Origin of the sequence: Geobacter sp. OR-1 (genome assembly GCF_000813145.1) — a bacterium.
Taxonomy (GTDB): domain Bacteria; phylum Desulfobacterota; class Desulfuromonadia; order Geobacterales; family DSM-12255; genus Geoanaerobacter.
This window is the reverse complement of record NZ_BAZF01000009.1, coordinates 46,476-63,815: the sequence shown is the minus strand read 5'-3', so window position 1 is coordinate 63,815 and position 17,340 is coordinate 46,476. Positions and strand designations below refer to the sequence as shown.

Sequence of the window (17,340 nt, the reverse complement as noted above, 5' to 3'; positions counted from 1 at the left end):
AATAGCAAGCATTTTTTAGGAGATTCTTTTGGTTTAGGTTCAATGAAATTGATTAATGTCATTTGTCAACCACAGAAGCAATTCAGGTTGACAAGCATTTGCACAACATGATAGTTACCTCAACATGAACAACAACATACACGAATTATCCAAACGTATCATCAACGGCAGCGGCATTACCAATGAAGAGGCGCTTGCTCTCGCTGGCCTTAAAGGCTCAGATCTTTATGAACTGTTTGTAGCCGCCTCACGGGTGAGAATCCATTATCTCGGCGACTCGATCCATCTCTGCTCGATCATCAATGCCAAATCCGGACGCTGTCCTGAAAACTGCTCGTTTTGTGCCCAGTCAGCGCACCATAAAACAGATGCGCCGGTATTCCCCCTCGTTGACGAAGAAGCCATAGTTGCAGCGGCAAAACGCGCGGCAGACGAAGGGTCGCAATGCTTTGGTATTGTGACCAGCGGCTCCGGAATCAGCAAAGGGAAAGAACTGGACCGGATCATTCGGGCCATCAGACGGATCCGCACAGAAACCGGAATCACGCCTGCATGCTCTCTCGGCATCATCGACCTTGAAACCGCCAAAACACTCAAGGATGCAGGCGCCGGGACCTACCATCATAATCTTGAAACCGCACGCAGCTTTTTCCCCAACGTATGCACCACCCACAGCTACGATGAAGATATTGCCACCGTAAAGGTTGCCAAGGAAGCGGGATTGAAGGTCTGTTGCGGAGGGATACTGGGGCTTGGAGAAAACGTGGCGCAAAGAATTGAGCTGGCGTTTACCCTGCGTGACCTTGCCGTCGATTCCGTGCCGCTCAACTTCTTGAACCCGATTCCCGGCACCAGTCTGGAAGGGGCATCAAATATAACACCTATGGAATGTCTGCAGGCAATTGCCCTCTTCCGCCTGATACTACCCGACCGACAGATACCGGTATGCGGGGGACGCGAACATAACCTCCGCGACCTGCAATCCTGGATATTCCTGGCCGGAGCAAGCGGCACCATGATCGGAAACTACCTGACCACTGCCGGACGCCAGCCGGAACAGGACTGGCAGATGCTGAAAGACCTTCAACTGGAGGTTACCACCTGTGGCTAAAGGGGTTTTCATAACCGGTACCGACACCGGTGTCGGCAAGACTGTTGCCGCTGCCGCTATAGCGCGATTATTGAAGCGACGAGGCATTGACGTAGGTGTGATGAAACCGGTAACCAGCGGCTGCAGAGACTGTAACGGCAAACTTGTCTCTGACGATGCCGAGCTGCTTGCCTGGAGTGCCGGAATACCTGATGTAACCTGGGAAATCGCACCATACCTGCTCCGCAATCCAGTTGCACCGTCCGAGGCTGCCTCTCAAGACGGGGTCCGGATCGATTTTTCCGTCATAAAAGATGCGTTCAACAGTCTGGCATCCCGGCACGAATTTATCATAGTTGAAGGTGCCGGAGGCTTGATGGTGCCGCTTGCAGGTGGATTTCTCATTGCCGATCTCATTACATACCTTGACCTTCCAGCCCTGGTGGTTTCCCGGCCGAATCTGGGCACGATAAATCACACCCTTTTGACAACCTTTAGCGCAAGGCAGATGGATATCCAGGTCTCGGGCATTGTAATCAACAGTTTCCCTGCCGAGCCGAATGACGCCGAATTGTCCGCACCTCACCTGCTGGGCTCTCTGGCAAGCGCCCCGATACTCGGTGTATTTCCAAAGATTGAAGAGACGGATCTCCATCTGGTTGTGGAACAACTGACCGATGCGATAACAGACCACCCACTAACCCCGTTTCTTCTCAAGGAGCTCGGCATTGTCTGACATCAACGACACAAGAACACTCCGGGAATACGACCGAAAACATATCTGGCATCCGTTCACTCAGATGAGGGAATGGGAAGAATCCGATCCGATTGTCATAGTTCGTGGCGAGGGTTGCTGGCTGATCGACAGTCTCGGCAACCGTTACCTTGACGGAGTCGGTTCAATCTGGACGAACGTCCACGGCCATGCCGTGCCGGAAATTAACCAGGCGGTCAAGGACCAGTTGGACCGGATTGAGCATGCCACCCTGCTTGGTCTTGCAAACGACAAGGCCGCCATCCTGGCAAAAAGGCTTGTCGATATAGCGCCGCCGGGGCTAACCAAGGTGTTTTATTCCGACAACGGATCAACGGCTGTGGAAATCGGCCTGAAAATGGCGTTTCAATACTGGCAGCACAAGGGAAGACCGGAAAAAACCCGCTTCATTTCATTTCGCAATGCCTACCATGGCGATACCATCGGCGCAGTAAGCGTGGGCGGGATAGACATCTTCCATGCCGTCTTCAATCCGCTCCTGTTCAAGGCTGTCCATGCGCCATCCCCTTATTGTTACCATTGCGAGCTCTGCCTTGAAAAAAACCACGCGGATTGCAACCGTGAATGCCTCAACGAATTAGAAAGGCTCATTACTGCCAATGCCAACGAGCTGGCCGGACTAGTCATAGAACCGCTGGTACAGGGGGCGGGCGGGATGATCGTGCAACCTCCCGGATTTCTGAAACGCATCAGGGAGCTATGCGACAGATTCGAACTTCTAATGATAGCCGACGAAGTGGCAGTGGGGTTCGGCCGGACCGGCAGCATGTTCGCCTGCCAGCAGGAAGGGGTAACGCCAGATATCATGGCCCTTTCCAAGGGTATAACAGGCGGATATCTTCCGCTGGCCGCCACCATGACAACGAAGGAGATATACAACGCATTTCTCGGTGAATACCGGGAGATGAAAACCTTTTTCCACGGTCATACCTTTACCGGAAACCCGGTCTGCTGTGCGGCCGCCCTTGCCAGCCTCGACCTCTTTGAAGAAAACCGGCTTATTGAGGCACTGGAACCGAAAATTGAATATTTATCGGAACGATTGAACAGTCTGTCGAAATTGCAGCATGTCGGCAATGTTCGCCAGTGCGGAATGATAGCGGGAATAGAGATGGTCCGGGACAAAACGACCCGTGAACCATACAACTGGGAAGAACGAGTTGGTATGCAAATCTGCCAGGAGGCGAAGAATCACGGCCTGTTTCTGCGCCCCCTGGGGAATGTGATTGTTGTTTTCCCGCCACTGGTCATATCGCTGGAAGAACTGAAATTCCTGCTGGACGGGATAGAGACCTCGATTATCAATATCTGCGGGTAACCTTTGATCGCAGTTTAGTTGCTGAGACTGCTAGCTCCCTAATACAATGGCAATGGCATCAGCCACCAGACTGACATCTCTCTGCGTACCGGCATCCATATCCTTTAGCTGTGCGGTTCCCTTGGCAATCTCGTCGCCTCCGATTACCAGCGTAAAGCGGCTATTGAACTTATCAGATCTTCTTAATTGGCTTTTAAGGCTTTTCCCGTCGTAATCTATCTCCACGCTGACGCCTTTGGACTGCAACTCTCCCATCAGCTTGAATGCACACTGGCGCGCGTCATCCCCCAAGGCGGCTATGAACAGATCCGGCCGGCCGGCAAAATCCCTTTCAGCAAGAAGCAGGGCCACTCTCTCAACTCCCATGGCAAATCCGATTCCCGGGATTGCAGGTCCGCCCAGTTCCGATATCAGCCCGTCATACCTGCCACCGGCAGCAACCGCACTCTGAGAGCCGAGCAGACCCGTAACCAGCTCAAAAGTGGTACGGGTGTAGTAATCAAGACCGCGGACCATCCTTGAATTTACTGAGTATCCGGTTCCGGAGATGTCCAGGTAACGTCTTGTCGCCGAAAAATGCTCCTCACAACCAGAACACAGATTGTCGAGTACGGACGGCGCGCCCTGAGTCGCTTCTTTGCAACCAGCAGCCTTGCAATCGAGGGCCCGCAGGGGATTGGTTTCAAATCTCCTTTTGCAGTCATCGCACAGGAGATCGAGCCTTGAACGAAGAAACTCCTTGAGGGCCTGACGGTAAGCGGGCCGGCATTCCGGGCATCCGAGCGAGTTGATCTCAAGATGGGGCTCGGTCAAACCAAGCTCAGCAAAAAAACTGACAAAGCATGTTGAGAACCTGGGCGTCTATCATTGGATCATTGACACCGGTAACCTCGGCGCCGATCTGATGAAACTGGCGGTAACGCCCCTTCTGCGGTCGCTCGTATCGAAACATCGGTCCCATGTAATAGAGCTTGGAAACGGAATCCAACGCATAGAGCTTGTGCTCAATGAAGGCGCGCATAACACTGGCGGTCCCTTCCGGTCTGAGCGTTACCCTGTTTTCGCCTTTATCGACAAAAGAATACATCTCCTTCTCGACTATATCTGTCGCATCCCCTATGGATCGAGCAAACAGCTCGGTCTTTTCCAGTATCGGTATACGTATCTCGCTGAATCCGTAAAGGCCGAAAACCTTGCGTGCAGTTGCTTCAATATACTGCCACTTCTCGACCTCTCCGGGGAGGATGTCATTGAATCCTTTAATACCGGTTATTGCCATACGTTGCCTGTCTCCTGTCAATAAACTCGATCTGAACTGGCATAATGTATCTTCCTGCACGACGAATTTCAACCACTAACCCGCTGTTCAAGCCTTGACACAAGATATTTCTTAATTTTTCACAAAAATTGCCGATAATATAGACACATAGGAGGGAGTTATGGAACTGTCCGATCTTGCCGGTATCGTCTTGCAGATGTCCCAAAGAAATAACCGCGAGGGATTGAGCCTGATGATGATAAAGCAGGCAGCAGAATCTCAGAAGCAGCTTGTGAATATGCTTGAAAGCCTGACCGTTCAACAAACGCCTGACCCACGCTTCAACGTGTCATTTTATGCCTAGGGAGTGGAGAAAGGTTTCCCATGAATTACATTAACAGCATAGCGCAAAGTGGCATCGAGGCAGCAACTGCAAAACTGGCAGTCACTGCTGACAATATCGCCAACGCAACCACCGACGGTTTCAAGGCAGCCCGCGTCGATACGACGACAAAAGAAAACGGAGGTGTGGATGTAGCGGTCGTCAAGACCGACGACCAGGTGGACATCTCAAAAGAAGCAGTCGAAATGCTGTCGACAGTCAACGGTTTCAAGGCAAATCTGCAGGTGCTGAAAGCCGATAAAGAGATGACCAAAAGTATCCTGGACCTTATCTCCTAGGTTCGCACCTAAGACAGGCAGCATTCCAAATGAAAAGGGCCGCGATATCGTCGCGGCCCTTGGATTTTTTCTGAATGTATTATCAATAAGCCTGTGGATCACCTAAGACGTCCTCTGTCCTAACCGGAGCCCTAAACACCCTGTAAACCCATATTTTATAGCATATTACCGTAGGCACCATTATTAACGCCACAATAGTCATGATCTGAAGGGTCAGCAGACTGGACGATGAGTTGAAGATCGTCAGGTTTGACGCCGGATCAAGACTTGATGGAATCAGGTTGGGGAACAACCCGGTTACACCGGTAAAAACTACAAATACTATGGTGAGGCATGAGAAGAGAAATGCCTTGTGCAAGGCGCCCTTGATGGCAAAGAGCTTTACCAGCAACAGCGACACAACCGCGATCAGCGGAATAAGCAACAGGATCGGCGCTTTGAGAAAATTATCATACAGTTTCGTTGCCGGATAGGTATAACCGAGGAATGCCACGGCAACTACCAGCAGAGGGAACCAGAGCTTACCGGCAAGGGCACCGGCCCGTTGGCTCAGATCGCCGGTAGTTTTAATCGCTGCATAGAGCGCACCGTGAACTGCAAACAGCAGTACGAACAAGATACCGGTCACAAGACCGTATGGATTAAGCAGACCGATCAGCGAGCCGTCATAATTGAAACTGAGAGCAGCAAAGTCATTCCTCATCGGAATGCCTTTGAAGATATTCCCGAAGGCAACGCCAAACAAAAGGGCTGGAAGAAAGCTGGAAACTATCATGGCTTTATCCCAGGTTTGTTTCCAGGCACTGCTATCCACTTTACCCCTGAATTCAAAAGAGACGCCTCGTACGATCAAGGCAAAGAGCAGAAGAATAAGGGCAGAATAGAGATTGCTGAACATCAATGCATAAGTTGTAGGGAAAGCCGCAAAAGTGGCGCCACCAGCTGTAATCAGCCAGACTTCGTTTCCGTCCCATACCGGGCCGAGGGTATTTATCAATACGCGTTTTTCAGTGTCGTTTTTTGCGAGAACCCCGGCAAGAAAACCGGTTCCCAATACAAAACCGTCCAGCATGAAATATACCGCCCACAAAACTCCCCACAGCACGAACCAGATAATTTGGAATACGGAGATATCCATGAGTTATGCCCTCCCCTGAACGTTTATGATACTGGAGACATCTTTATCCGGTCCCTTTTTGGCGTATTTGACCAGCAGGAAGATATCGATAGCGCCCAACATTCCGTACAGCACCGTGAAACCGATAAGAGACAGGATTACCTGAGTAGATGTAATTGATTTGGAAACGGCGTCAGCGGTTTTCAGCACTCCGTAAACAATCCACGGCTGCCGCCCCAATTCGGCCACAAGCCATCCCAGCTGTTCGGCCAGATAGGGGACAGGGATAGCACATACCATAAGGGTAAGGAATGCGCGATACTCGATGAATTTCTGACGACGCGACAGGATAATCCCAGCCAGACTGGAGAGAATCATGAACACCCCAAGCCCGGTCATCAACCTGAAGCTGAGGAATGTCGGCGTGACCGGCGGGCGGAGTTCCTTAGGGAATTCCTTGAGCCCTTTGATTTCGCCGGTCGCATCATGGAAGGCCAGGATACTCAACATGTTTGGTATGCAGAATAGGTCTACAGTGTTGCACTCACGCGCCACATCAGGAATCAGCAACAGGCTCATGCCGACGCCACGCTTGGTCTCCCATTGTGACTCCATGGCAGCAAACTTGGTAGGTTGGTGTTCGGCTATTTCAACAGCATGCATATCTCCTGTGACAGCTATACCGATGGTGGCCACAAAAGCCCACACCGCAGCCATCTTGAAAGATCGGACAAAGAAATCGTTTTCGTTTTTCCTTAACAGATGCCAGGCGGAAACACCCATGATCACGAAACCAGCTAATGCATAACCTGAAAGCAGTGTGTGGACGAATTTGATCCAGCCATAGTCGTTGGTAAGAACAGCCAGAAAATCATTCATTTCGGCCCTGTTATTACGAATTACATAACCAACCGGTTTTTGCATCCAGGCATTGGCCAGCAGGATAATCAGTGCGGATACGTTTGTGGCGACCGAGGCCAACCAAATCGAAGCCAAATGCGCCTTTTTGGATATCTTGTTCCAGCCAAAGATCCAGACTCCGATAAATACTGATTCCAGGAAAAATGCAAGAGTGGCCTCAATAGCCAATGGCGCGCCAAAGATATCTCCGACATACCGGGAATACTCTGACCAGTTCATACCGAATTGAAACTCCATCGTGATTCCGGTAACAACCCCCAAAGCAAAGTTGATCAAAAACAATTTGCCCCAGAATTTGGTCATGCGCAACCAGGTCTCATCTCCGGTAGTAACGTATTTTGTCTCCATCCAGGCTGTCATTATTGACAATCCTAGTGTAAGTGGAACGAATATCCAATGAAACATGCCTGTTGCCGCAAACTGCAGCTGACTGAGAGTGAGGACATTCATGAGGTGATACTCCTTTCAGGAAAAGATTTAGTTCTACATGAAGGGAAGTACACATCGTATTACGTTTTCATCCGTCACCTCCGGTTTAATTTGTATAAATTAAGCAAAAAAACCTAATACTCATTAAAAGGCCTTTTTGGTCCTTTAAGCGGGCAAAAAAAATCATTCGCCTTTAGAAAGCTCTTCAATTGTAACACTGCCTAGGATTTGCACAACTTTGCTTTGCACTTCTCGCCATACCGGATGGACCAGACAGGTTCGGCTGAATTCGCATCCAGACTCATCCATCATGCATCTATTCGGCATTATTGGGCCTTCTACCGCCTCAACAACTTCAAGCAAGGTTATTTTTGCGGGTGGGCGCCCCAGAACAAAGCCCCCCCCTGTGCCTCTGAATGAGTTTACAAGGCCGATCTTGGCGAAACTTTGCAGAATTTTTGCTAGAAATGTCTGAGGAACACCGGTTGACTCTGCAATCTCGCTAATAAGAGCCACAGAACCGGGCTTTAACCTAGCCAGATAAATTATACCACGGATTGCATATTCACCCTTTCGGGTCAGCTCCATCATAAAAGCCCTTTAAGACCGATTTTGTCTTTTATAGCGTGACTAATAATTATTGTCAAGCCATAATTATTGTATTGATTGATGCATAAGATTATTTACCGTACTGCTTGTCCAAAGAGGCGAGCCACTCCTGATAAACCGCCTGATAATCAAGGGTTAAATCTGATAAAGCTGACGAAACCGCATCGGTAATCCCTTTACCAGCACCCAGGTTAAGCAGGATATCCTTTATTTTATGCCAACCGAATGTCGAAATAATGTATTTTACGAAAGAGTAACTCTGTTGATAAGCAAGTGCTGCCTCCTTTGGATTCAGAGCAGCAAATGAACGCTCCATGGTCGACAATGGCAAAATCGACTTCTGCTTCACCGCGATTTCAAGCTCTTTCAGGGGATGACTAAAATCGCGCCTCCCTTCTAGTTCAGCAAGCCCTTCATTCAGCCACATCGGACAGTTTCCAGAAGTAAGATCCTGAACAACTACATGGGTGTATTCGTGAAACAGCAACGAACTTAGAATGCTATTCATATCCGAAGCCCCGCCTACAGGCAATCTAATCTTCCCGTCATAAAGACCTCCTGACCAATCCGGGCTCTTGGTCAAAGTCCGGTAATCGGATTTGGTATAAATCAGTACCGGGATTTTCATATTCGGGAAATGATTCAAATCTGACCCGACACGATTATAGGCTGATTCCAGGACATCAAGGATGCTGTCCGCCAGTTTTGAACTCCCCCCGGCATCGAAGGAAACGACAAACCTGGAACTGAACCCTTTGTCCATCTTCTCTTCAACCGCAAGTTCTCTGCGAGCCTTATCGGTCAGGCTTAAGATTTCCTTATGACCAGGCTGGATTTCAAGGGCTTTCTCCCAGACCTCAATCGCTGAGCGCAGATTCCCATTATCATAATGAGCTCGCCCGAGAATTAACAAGAGATCAACTGAGTCGCCTCCCATTCCCCTGGCACTTTCAAGCTCGACAATGGCAGCGTCATACTGCTTTGCCGAATAGAGCCCAATTGCAGAAAGGACTCTATACCTTTGGTTATCAGGGAAGAGTTCAGCGGCATTGTCAAATACCCTTGCGGCTTCCTGGTATTTACCTTCTGATATCAAGCGGTTACCAAGGAGAGTATAAACTTCGGCAAGGTTTTTTTTCAGGACAAGGTCATAGGGAAACAGACTTGAGGCTTGTTGAAGGTTTTCCAGGGCCTTTTCGATCTCACCCTTTTGCACTAACTGAAGGGCATAATCGTTCAAGAGCAATGGATCAGACGCGGTGGCCGTCCTGCTCGTACCAGCAATGGCCATTACTATGAGGATTACCGCCAGATAAAGATAAGATCGATGCCAAGACATGAAGCAACTATATCAGAAGTTCATAGCAGTTGAATATATGTATTAGCTGCCTAAGCCTGCTCAATAAAATAGCTAAGGGACATTTTGCTGTAATGCAAAATGTCCCTTAGCTCACTCCCGAAATTTCCGACTATGCAAAATTACCAGTTGGTCCTGGTGTTCCAGATCTGGTTCGACGGCACCCAGGCCGAGCCACCGGCAGTCGCACTATTGTGGCAGTTGGTGGTGTAGGCGGCATCCGGGGTGGTACCGGTTGTGGTCGTGGCACCGAAGGCCCACGGTCCCGGATACTTTGAGGTGCTCGGAGTGCCTGTCCAGCGAGCGCCACCCGCCGGGAACCGGCCGGCACCCTTGCCGGTAGTGATCGCAGTGGCGGCCATCATATTGCCGTTGTTGGTGGTCGGATTGTTCCCGGCAGTGGCGGCAACTGTGCCGCCGCTCGCTACCCGGCCACGGTGCTTGACGTCAAGGCAGTTGGTGACCATGAGACGCGGCAGTTGTGATACATGCGGCGCATGGCACTTGGAGCAGGTGTACGAATGGACCACGTTGCCGGCATTGCCGGTGCTGGTGGAGCCCCAGCCGGTTACGGTGTTGTGGATCCTGGAAGTGGTCTTCCAGGTCGGAGCCGTACCGCCGGCGTTCGGCGCAATCGCGCTCTGGTTGTGACAGGTCAGGCAGAGTCCGCCGGAGGTTGCTGACGTCTGGGTCTGCAGGGTGACCGCGGAGGTTCCGAACAGGCCGAAGGTCCGGCTTGGTACTGTCGCCGGCAGATGGGTCCGGTCGGCCTGGAAGGTGTTCTGGTCGATGTTGTATAGCGGGTCGCTGCCGCCGCCGACGCCGGGCAGGGTGTTCTCACGTGATCCACCGCCGCGGCTCCGGTTGGTGTTGGCGGGCGCTACGTCCTCAGCATACGGCGAGGTGAGCCAGGTGCCTTTGAGCAGCGGTACGCCGTAGACCGGGTTAGCGACCTTGGTGGTGTTCTGCGAGACGCCGTGCGGATCGTGGCACGGGGTGCAGAGGCCGTTGATGGAGCCGCTTACTGTTGTCCCCATGGTGGCGCTGACGCCGAAGTGACCGCCGGCCGGTTTGGCCATTGACTTGCCGTACCGGGTAGAAACCATCCCTTTGTATGGATACCTCTTTACTGAGTTTGTCGAGTAAGCACCGAAGTATGGGGTATCCCAGTAACCGTTCAGGGCCTGTGAGGAGCCGAAGATGTCGTTGTAACCCCATGGTGAGTAGCCGCCAAGTGCAAGCGCACTATTCTGAAGTCTGGTGTTGTGACAATCGAAGCAGACTGCAGCACCGGCGTTATAACTGTTGTACTCACCTGTAGAAGCTGTATGCGCTGTCGGCTTGTACTTGTTGGTGTAACCGCCGGTACCGGCCGAGGAGATGTGCTTGAGGATCGCACCTTTGTATTTGCCGGTGGCGCTGGAGTAGGAGCTGGTCACCCCTGCTGCCGCGGAACCGTGGGAATTGTGGCAGTCGTAGCAGTTGACATTGACGTTGCCGGTGAAGTTGGCCACATCAACCTCGTAACCGGTGGTCGAAGACCAGCCCATCTGGTTGTTGGCCGCGTTGCCATGGGCAGAGTAAGCCTTCTTGAGATGCTTCTTCCGGTTGGTATTGGCTGTGGAGTACTGGCTCCATGTGGTGGTGGTGCTGTTGCTGTACTTCTCTTCGATGCTTCTGGAGTCCCAGGCGTACCTGCTCGGCGATTTGCCGTCGCCGAACGGATCGGCCGGCGGGCTGGTGGTGCTGTGGCAGCCGAGGCAGTGGCTGTTAATCTTGTTGACTTGGTTACGCGAACCGTTGGCGGTGTAACGGATGAAGTTCGCGCTTCTCGCCCCGCCGCTCCAGATTACCAGGTCTACGGCAGCCTTGGTGGTCTTCTGGTGGTAGGAAGTGGTATTGCCGGAGGCATCGGCCTCCATATGGCAGAAGTAGCAGTCGGCATTGGTGACTGCGGAACCGTCGCCCTTCTGGATATGATGCGACTGGGCATTGAACTGGCCGGCAATGGCGGCACGCATGTTTGGTGCCGAGGTGCCGGTCGCTGCCTTGACCGAGGCGTGGCAACCGAGGCAGCTGCCGCCGTCGACAACACCGTTGATGTGTAGCGAAGGATCGTTGAAGGTCATATTGTCAGGGTTCAAATGCTTGTGGCACCCATTGCAATTCGTTGCCGTATGATCGTTCTGAGGCGGATACCCATGGCACTGGGCGCAATCGCCAGATCCCGGGTTATTGCCGCCTGCAACACCATCACCAAGAGTTGCCGAACCGGTAAGTAATAGAGAACTCCAAGCAGGGTTTGCTCTCGATGGGTTGCTTGCCGGAAGGCTGGCGCCATGGCAATAGGTATTACTGCAGATCCCGGACATGTATGAAGGATTGAGACCGTCAGTCTTGGCCAGCGCGTTGAAAGAAATCTCGGCCGGAGGAGCGGTATCGTAATGACCGGTAGCATTCACGTTGTCAGTTGGGAGGGCAATTGAAGCGGCATGACATTCGGCGCAGCTCATCGACCGGGAATACTTATAGGAAGTCGACGAGATATGGTTGAAGTGCGCTCCGACCTTAGCATCGCTGTTTGCAGTTGCACCGTTGAGGGCATTCCAGCCGGGGGTGCGATAGCCGTGACATTTCTGGCATTTTGGCTTGCCGCTGTCAGCCCCCCAGGACAACGTATTGTTGCCACCGTGGCAGATCACATTGCTGCATTGGGCATTACCCGGGTTAAAGCTGGCCGCAGCGCCGGCCTTTAGCGGGTCTAGGTAGACATTGGGAGATCCGTTCAGGTGGTATCTTACGGCGGTGTAATCTTTCAGGACGCCGGAAACACTTCTGCTAACGGTCTTGGCATGGCATGCAGAGCAGATTGTGGTGTCGGATGTTACCCCGACATGGCCCGGGTGGCTGTTTGCAGTCGGACTCGGCACAGGGCCGCCGTTCGGATAATCCGGAGCACCGGCGAAGCTGCCGCTGGTACCGTGGCAACTGGAGCAGCCATAGGTAGCGGAAACGTTCCAGGCGACCGGGTTTTGATAGACGATTGCCGCCGGATTACCATTACTGTGGCAATAGATATTGGTGCAAAGTTTAGTTGACGGATTGTACTTGACGCTGCCGCCGCCGTGCGAACTGGAAAAACTCGGCAAATCTGTTGGCATGGTTCGCATAGTTGCTTATGGAACTGTTGGTTGCGACGGTCTTGGCATGGCAATCGGCGCATAACAGGCCGTTACCCAGCCCCAGACTCGTATTGACCGCAGGGTTTAGGTGGTTCTGGTGTCTAGCGGAAAGGGTATTGCTGGTTGCGTTACCATGACAAGACGTACAGGTGGTTGTAAGTGAAGTCCAGTTGGGGTTGCTGTATGTAGGTGTCGCTTGTCCGTTTGAATGGCAGTAGACATTGGTACAGCTCGGAGATGTCCAGGTGCCGCCATACCGGGCATCCATGACAACGTTTCTGATCTTGTTGACATGGTATTTTGCCCCGGTGTACTGCTTGAGAGCCAGGTCATTGCCGGCATCAACCGTCTTGGCGTGGCACGATGCGCAACGGAATCCGTAGGTCGTAATCTCCACATGCTTGGCATGCTTTCCGGAAAGGGCCGAATTGTTCCCGCCGTTTGCGGAGGCGTTACCATGGCACCCGGTGCAATTGGCCGGGACAGAGGTCCAGGACTGAGCCACGAATGCCGGACTGGTTGCCTTGCCGTCGCTGTGGCAGTAGCCATTGGAACAGTTTGTACCGTTCCAGGTGAACTTGGCGAATGCGGCGGTTGATGAGATATTCCGGTAGCCGTTTATATGCCTGCGTTTATCGGATATGGAGGTGTTATTGCTCATTACCGTTGCGGCATGGCACGAATAGCAGCTGACATTGGCATTCCCCGCCTCATAGTAGCCCCTGATATGCCTGGTATGCGGCTTTGACCAGGTAGGCGCAGTGTAGTCATCAAATGCGGAGTTATGACACTCGCCGCACCGGAACTTGGTCGAGGTCCAGAGGAATGCGGTCTTCCCTGCTCCACCGCGGCCATCGGAATGACAATAGACATCACAGGTAGTTCCGGAAGAGAAGAGGTAACCGGCACCGTCCTGGCGTTGTCCGGTTCCGTACTGCACAGTGTTGGGCCTGGCGGCGCCCGCAGGCACAACCGGAATATTGAAGACGATCTGGGCAGCAGCACCGTTGACACTGACCGGCCCGTTCACATGGTCGGTAAGCGGCGCCACATTGTGGCAGGTACCGCAATAGAAAACGTGGGCGGTCTGGGTCGAAGAGTTGGTATTGGTCCAGCCGTTGGTGTTGCTCACGCTGGTACCGCTGCCGTAATGCTTGCGGTGGGTCGATGAAAGCCCGAAGGTGGCGCTATTGTTGGACTGGTGACAGGAACCGCAGTTTACCGTGGTAGCCGTCCAGTTCGGGTTGTTCCGGCCGTGGCAATAGGTGACGCTGCACTGCGAGCCACTGTAAACACCGCTCCGGTTGGCGAATTTGGCCATCCGGACATCCCTGGCTCTATTCAGGTGCATACCACCGGGGATCAGGTTGTAACTTGAGTCGGTAGTCAATTTGTGGCAGGTGTCGCAGGTGAGCACCTTGTGGTTGATCCCAGAGTCGCCGCTATTGGCCAGATGCTTCGTGTGTCTGCCGGTTGAGATCCTGGACTCGCCGTTCAAGCCGGTGCCGTTATGGCAATAATCGCAGGCAACCGTGCCTTCCGCACCGTTAACGATCGAAGTCCAGGCGGTCGGATTCCTGTAGGCGGGAGTGGCCTGGCCGCTGGAGTGACAGTAGATGTTGGTGCAGTTACCGGAACTGTATGTTACCCCGCCATTGGAGAGCGGCCCCCAGGAAACCGTTCCGGAACCGTTTACATGCAGGCCGGTGCCGGTCGGAAGGATCGAGGTGTTGTTGGCATACACTACCGTATTGTGACATTCGTTGCAGTTGAACCGAGTCGCACCGAATTTGGTTGTCTGGTTGTTTATGTGGGCTTTATGCCCAAGCTTGCTCATCGGATTGATCGAGCCTGCAGTACCGCCATGGCAGCCGGTGCATCTGCTCCCGGACATGCTTCCTCCCACCCAGTTGGGAGTGGTTCCGCCGTAATGACAGACAACGCTACTGCAGCTGGTGCCGTTCCAACGCATCGTCCCTCCGGCCAGGCTACCTCCGGTGACATTTATGAACCCGTTGGGATGCCGATCCCTTCTGCCGGAGATCAGGGTATTGTTGCCCGATGCGGTTGCCGCATGGCAGGCATTGCAGGTGGCGGCAGTCGAAAGCGTGGATGTCAGGTGTTTGGTGTGCGCGCCTGACCAGGTCGGATCGGCATCACCGGCCTTGTTGTGGCAATTGCCGCAGGTAGTGGTAGATGAGTCCCAGGACATTATGTTTACCGGCGCACCACCCCGGCCATTGGAATGGCAATAGGTCGCGCAACTGGTTTCCTGGGAATAGAAATAACCCGCACCATCGGAAACTACTGTAGTCCCTCTGGTGACGACGGAGATCCCTCCGGCGGGATATTGCCGCTCAGGCGGAATTACGAACGGCAGATTTATGACTACTTCGGCGGCAGCACCGTTCGGCATGGCCGGGCCGTTCACATGATGCGTATTCGGATCTTCGGAATGGCAGGTGCCGCACATGAATACGTTGTTTGTGGCAGACTTGTTGACATTGGTCCACCCCTCATTGGTGTTCCAGACCGGCGCCGTGCCGGAGTTGTAATGCTTTCTGTGGGCATTCGACAAACCGCTCGACGTGGTGTTGGTCGCACGATGGCACGTCCCGCACTGGTTGATGGTCGTTGTGCCCCAGGTCGGGTTGTTTCTGCCATGACAGTAGGTATTGTCGCAGCGGCGCGTCGTTCCGCCGACCCATGAACCGGAGCGGTTGGCAAACTTGGCAAAGGTGATGTCCCGCTGTCCGTTAAGATGCGTGCCGGTATGATAGTCGATGGAAGCACCATCAGGCCCGACGGTTGCGTCGTGACACTTGTCGCACCCCACCCCATTGTGCAGAATTCCGCCAGCCGGGCTCTGCCGGACATGGTTGTTATGCCGCTCGTCAGTCATGACCGTGGTATCGGCGATGGTCCCGCCGTGGCAGTAGTCGCATGAGACACTCCCCTCAGTGCCGTCTGCCACTTCCGTCCAATTTTTTTGCGGCGGCCTAAAATTACCATTTCCGTCCGAATGGCAGTATATGGTAGCACAGCCGTTGGTCAGGTAAGACTGCGCGCCGCCCCCGTTGGTCTTGGCAAGCGGTCCCCAGGCGACATCTTTCGAACTGTTGGCATGGAGCCCTTTGTTAATTATGTAACGGTTGGACGAATCAACGGTACTGTTGTGGCATTCATAACACTTGAAATCAAAATGGTCGAACTTCTGACTCCTGTTGTTCACATGAGCCTTGTGGGCATTCTTGTTCATCGGCGTGGCAGACAACTCATCATTGCCGTGACATCCCGAACAGTCTCCGGCTAGAGAACTGCCCCACTGGGGCGTCTTGTCGAAATGACAGTAGACATTGCTGCATGTTCCGTAGACTGGACTGGGGGCCATATTGCCGGTAGACCCGGCATTAGCCGCCACTCCGGAACCGTCTGCCTGATATTGCGCCCCGGCAACCCTCGGTTCTGTGGCGCTGAACTGCCAGCGCACGTTACCCTGAACATGCGAAATATCCGTGGCAGGATGGCAGAAGTTGCAGTCGTAGCCATAACCGGTTGCGGAACCGGCGTGAACAGCGTGGCTCCCCATTGTCGGCGGATTGGAAGATGTCGCTCCATGACATGAGCCGCAGGCACTCTGGCCGGAGGCATCCCATCTCGGGGTCTGGTTGGTGCCGCCGGTAAGCGGCGCTTTGCCAGGCGCTCCGGCGCCATGGCAATAGACATTGGCACATCTGTTAGCCTGAAGCGGATCCGTCTGCCCAGGGGCAATCACTGTAGATGCAGTCCCGGAAGCAAAAGGGTATCCCCTTCGCGACGATGTGAACGGAGTGTAAGTTCCGCTTGTCACCTTGCCGCCGAAACCGAAGAACCCGATATCAATAGTGCCGCTCTGGCTTGGCATCCGGGCTGTACCGTTATCGATATAATGGCAGGTATCGCAAACCAGACTCCTGCCTGTTACGTGAGTGGCATGTGCCCCAGCGGCACTGGTTTGCAGAGCAAAGGAAGGTTTCGGTTTACCGATAAGCCCGGTATCGCCGCCTCGAGCCGATGAAACGGGCGGGTTACCGTGACAGCCGCCACAGGCCGCCTTGAAACCGGTATTATGGGCGTGACAACTGGTGCAGACCTCCTTGGGGCTGGGGTGTCCGAGTCCGGCACTGTTGTTCGCGCTGTTCGCATTATGGAATTTGTTCTGGCTATGACAGACCTCGCAGATGCGGTTCGAGTCGGCATGCGCCCTGGTGTCGCCACCCATCCCAGTCTGATTGGTGAACGTTACTGAGACTGATTGTTGTCCGTTGGGCCACAGATCGCCGTCCGGGGTATGGATCACGGTACGGATGTTCTTCAGGTTCTCCCGGTTATTCGGCTCATGGCAGGTATCGCAGGTGAACTGTCCGTATTTCCCACCCGTAACCCCCCAGCCGTTGGGCCACTTACTGCTGTTGGACCCGGTATCGACGCTGTTGTGCAAAAGGTCGGCACCCTGGGAACCTGTAGCTGAGAGCAATACAACAACCATTATCCCGAAGGCGGAAAGCAACCCTTTAAGATCGCAACTTCTCTTTATCTCAAGATTCCTTCTCGTCATATTAAT

The 17,340-nt window shown here is 53.1% G+C and carries 11 protein-coding genes and 1 pseudogene; 5 read left to right on the top strand and 7 right to left on the bottom strand.

What is annotated here, in order from left to right; all coding sequences use genetic code 11:
• The first annotated feature begins 124 nt into the window (after positions 1 to 124).
• The 3 genes from bioB to bioA are packed head-to-tail and all read left to right on the top strand — an operon-like array spanning position 125 to position 3,183.
• Positions 125 to 1,111: a biotin synthase BioB gene (bioB, locus tag OR1_RS11030; protein WP_041971916.1), complete on the top strand. Its 987-nt coding sequence runs from the start codon at positions 125 to 127 to the stop codon at positions 1,109 to 1,111.
• Positions 1,104 to 1,826, top strand: a complete 723-nt coding sequence (bioD, locus tag OR1_RS11025; RefSeq protein ID WP_041971915.1) for a dethiobiotin synthase — start codon at positions 1,104 to 1,106, stop codon at positions 1,824 to 1,826. The genes bioB and bioD overlap by 8 nt, the downstream gene beginning before the upstream one ends.
• A 1-nt stretch (position 1,827) precedes the next feature.
• Positions 1,828 to 3,183, top strand: coding sequence for an adenosylmethionine--8-amino-7-oxononanoate transaminase (bioA, locus tag OR1_RS11020; protein ID WP_370543351.1), 1,356 nt, complete (start codon positions 1,828 to 1,830; stop codon positions 3,181 to 3,183).
• Positions 3,184 to 3,213: 30 nt separating this feature from the next.
• Here the strand turns inward: bioA and hisS are convergent.
• A pseudogene (hisS, locus tag OR1_RS11015) lies at positions 3,214 to 4,462 on the bottom strand (histidine--tRNA ligase).
• A gap of 160 nt (positions 4,463 to 4,622) precedes the next feature.
• On the opposite strand from hisS, the gene OR1_RS11010 reads away from it, so the two are divergent.
• A complete protein-coding gene (locus OR1_RS11010) occupies positions 4,623 to 4,805 on the top strand; it encodes a hypothetical protein (protein WP_041971913.1) in 183 nt (60 codons plus the stop codon).
• A gap of 20 nt (positions 4,806 to 4,825) precedes the next feature.
• Positions 4,826 to 5,122 (top strand): flagellar basal body protein, encoded by a 297-nt coding sequence (locus tag OR1_RS20825; RefSeq protein WP_052440393.1) that lies wholly within the window; start codon positions 4,826 to 4,828, stop codon positions 5,120 to 5,122.
• A gap of 82 nt (positions 5,123 to 5,204) precedes the next feature.
• Here OR1_RS20825 and cydB read toward each other — a convergent pair whose 3' ends face one another.
• The 6 genes from cydB to OR1_RS10975 form a co-directional block, all read right to left on the bottom strand.
• A complete protein-coding gene (cydB, locus tag OR1_RS11000) occupies positions 5,205 to 6,260 on the bottom strand; it encodes a cytochrome d ubiquinol oxidase subunit II (protein WP_041971911.1) in 1,056 nt (351 codons plus the stop codon).
• A 3-nt stretch (positions 6,261 to 6,263) separates the two neighbouring features.
• Positions 6,264 to 7,610 carry a cytochrome ubiquinol oxidase subunit I gene (locus tag OR1_RS10995; RefSeq protein ID WP_041971910.1) on the bottom strand — a complete coding sequence of 449 codons (1,347 nt, stop codon included), beginning with the start codon at positions 7,608 to 7,610 and terminating at the stop codon, positions 6,264 to 6,266.
• Between the two features lie 162 nt (positions 7,611 to 7,772).
• Positions 7,773 to 8,180, bottom strand: coding sequence for an Rrf2 family transcriptional regulator (locus tag OR1_RS10990; protein WP_041971909.1), 408 nt, complete (start codon positions 8,178 to 8,180; stop codon positions 7,773 to 7,775).
• Positions 8,181 to 8,268: 88 nt separating this feature from the next.
• Complete coding sequence (locus tag OR1_RS10985; protein ID WP_041971908.1) at positions 8,269 to 9,489, bottom strand: tetratricopeptide repeat protein; 1,221 nt, start codon at positions 9,487 to 9,489, stop codon at positions 8,269 to 8,271.
• A 188-nt stretch (positions 9,490 to 9,677) separates the two neighbouring features.
• The gene (locus OR1_RS10980; protein WP_052440391.1) at positions 9,678 to 12,716 is read right to left on the bottom strand and encodes a CxxxxCH/CxxCH domain-containing protein; all 3,039 of its coding nucleotides are present in this window, start codon (positions 12,714 to 12,716) and stop codon (positions 9,678 to 9,680) included.
• Positions 12,646 to 17,334: a CxxxxCH/CxxCH domain-containing protein gene (locus OR1_RS10975; RefSeq protein ID WP_160295241.1), complete on the bottom strand. Its 4,689-nt coding sequence runs from the start codon at positions 17,332 to 17,334 to the stop codon at positions 12,646 to 12,648. Before OR1_RS10975 ends, OR1_RS10980 begins: the two co-directional genes overlap by 71 nt.
• Between the last annotated feature and the right edge of the window lie 6 nt (positions 17,335 to 17,340).

Coding starts and splice junctions, on each gene's coding strand:
- OR1_RS10980 (WP_052440391.1), bottom strand. CDS start 12,716: ATGCCAACAGATTTGCCGAGTTTTTCCAGTTCGCACGGCGGCGGCAGC.
- OR1_RS10990 (WP_041971909.1), bottom strand. CDS start 8,180: ATGATGGAGCTGACCCGAAAGGGTGAATATGCAATCCGTGGTATAATT.
- cydB (WP_041971911.1), bottom strand. CDS start 6,260: ATGGATATCTCCGTATTCCAAATTATCTGGTTCGTGCTGTGGGGAGTT.
- OR1_RS11010 (WP_041971913.1), top strand. CDS start 4,623: ATGGAACTGTCCGATCTTGCCGGTATCGTCTTGCAGATGTCCCAAAGA.
- bioB (WP_041971916.1), top strand. CDS start 125: ATGAACAACAACATACACGAATTATCCAAACGTATCATCAACGGCAGC.
- OR1_RS10995 (WP_041971910.1), bottom strand. CDS start 7,610: ATGAATGTCCTCACTCTCAGTCAGCTGCAGTTTGCGGCAACAGGCATG.
- OR1_RS10975 (WP_160295241.1), bottom strand. CDS start 17,334: ATGACGAGAAGGAATCTTGAGATAAAGAGAAGTTGCGATCTTAAAGGG.
- OR1_RS20825 (WP_052440393.1), top strand. CDS start 4,826: ATGAATTACATTAACAGCATAGCGCAAAGTGGCATCGAGGCAGCAACT.
- OR1_RS10985 (WP_041971908.1), bottom strand. CDS start 9,489: ATGGCCATTGCTGGTACGAGCAGGACGGCCACCGCGTCTGATCCATTG.